This is a genomic window from Gluconacetobacter tumulicola, assembly GCF_014174215.1.
In the GTDB taxonomy this organism is placed as follows: domain Bacteria; phylum Pseudomonadota; class Alphaproteobacteria; order Acetobacterales; family Acetobacteraceae; genus Gluconacetobacter; species Gluconacetobacter tumulicola.
Window position 1 is genome coordinate 1 of record NZ_JABEQL010000072.1, and the last position, 1,141, is coordinate 1,141.

1 protein-coding gene is annotated in these 1,141 nt (G+C 68.4%); it reads right to left on the bottom strand.

The features are described 5' to 3' along the window. Nucleotides 1-1,141, bottom strand: a 1,141-nt coding sequence (locus HLH29_RS19280; protein WP_182968983.1) for a pyridoxal-phosphate-dependent aminotransferase family protein, incomplete at both ends; no start/stop codon positions are given.

The window sequence follows — 1,141 nt, forward strand, 5'->3', positions numbered from 1 at the left end:
CATAAACAGCGCGGGCGGCATCGATGGCCGCGCCGGGCGGCGGCGCATAGCCCTCGGCACGCAGCACGGCGTCCAGCGCACCGAGCGTGATCAGCACCTTGTGCCGCATCGCATTGTACCCCATCGCGCCGATCCGCCAGACCTTCCCCGCCAGCGGCCCGAAGGCGGTGCCGATCTCGATCTCGAACTCCCCGCGCATCCGGGCCCGCACCCGCTCGCCATCCACGCCGTCGGGGATATAAACCCCCGTCACGTTGGTCATGCGGTAGGCATCCTGGCCATACAGGCTCAGCCCCATGGCCCGCAGTCCGGCACTCATCGCGGCACCCGCCGCCCGATGCCGCGCGAAACGCGCTTCCAGCCCTTCTTCCAGCATCACCCGCGCCGCCTCGCGCGCCGCATAGAGCATGCTGGTCGCCTCGGTATGGTGGTTCAGCCGCTTCTCCGACCAGTATTCCATGATCATCGCCAGGTCGAAATAATTCGACCGGATCAGCGCCCCCGGCCCCTCGTCCAGATCCTCGCCGCGAATGCCCGCCTCGACATGCCGGCGCTTCATGATATGCGCCGCCGCCCGGTCGGAGATCGTGATCGGCGCCGAACCCGGCGGGCCGCCCATGCATTTCTGCAAGCCACCCGTCACCACATCCACGCCCCATGCATCGGTCGCCACCGCCATGCCGCCCAGCGTCGCCGTGGCGTCGACATAGGACAGCACACCATGCCGCTGGCAGATCGCCCCGACACCCGCCAGCGGCTGCGCCATGGTGGTCGAGGTATCGCCATGGATCGCCGCGAACACCTGCGGGCGATGGGTCGTAATCGCCGCCTCGATCTGCTCCAGGCTCGCCACGTCGCCCCAGGGAATATCCAGCGTGCGGATCTCCGCCCCAATTCGCTGCCCGATTTCCGACAGCAACAGCCCGAACCGCCCCGCCCGGATCACCAGCAACCGCGCACCGGGCTCGACCAGCGACACAAGCGCCGCCTCGATCCCCGCCCGCGCCGTGCCGTCCACCAGGAACGTCCACCGGTTCTCCGTCATGAACACGCGGCGATACAGCGCCATCGTCTCGTTCATGGTGCGCGTCATCTCCGGGTCGAACTGACCCAGCATGTCCGCCGACATCGCCCGCAGCAC